A 279-nucleotide genomic window follows, 5' to 3' on the forward strand; every position below is an offset into this window, starting at 1 on the left:
CAGCGAAGCCCAGGTGCAACTATTGTTAGAGGCACTGGCAGAGTGTTTTGTCCAACTGGGACCGGAGCCAAGCCATGCGTGATCGACTGATATTGCTGCCCGGTTGGGGCTTGGGCGTTTCGCCCCTTGAACCTCTCGCCGCGGCGCTGCAAGGGCTGGACGAACATCTGCAGGTGGAAATCGAGCCCTTGCCGGCGCTGACTTCGAGCAATCTGACGGAATGGCTTGATGAGCTGGATGACTCGTTGCCCCAAGACGCATGGCTGGGAGGTTGGTCTC

At 59.5% G+C, this 279-nt stretch carries 1 pseudogene; it reads left to right on the forward strand.

What is annotated here, in order from left to right:
- Positions 1-74: 74 nt before the first annotated feature.
- Positions 75-279, forward strand: a pseudogene (locus tag OC610_RS29185) (alpha/beta fold hydrolase); the annotation flags it as partial.

The sequence above is a fragment of the Pseudomonas agronomica genome (assembly GCF_025917275.1).
GTDB classification, from domain to species: domain Bacteria; phylum Pseudomonadota; class Gammaproteobacteria; order Pseudomonadales; family Pseudomonadaceae; genus Aquipseudomonas; species Aquipseudomonas agronomica.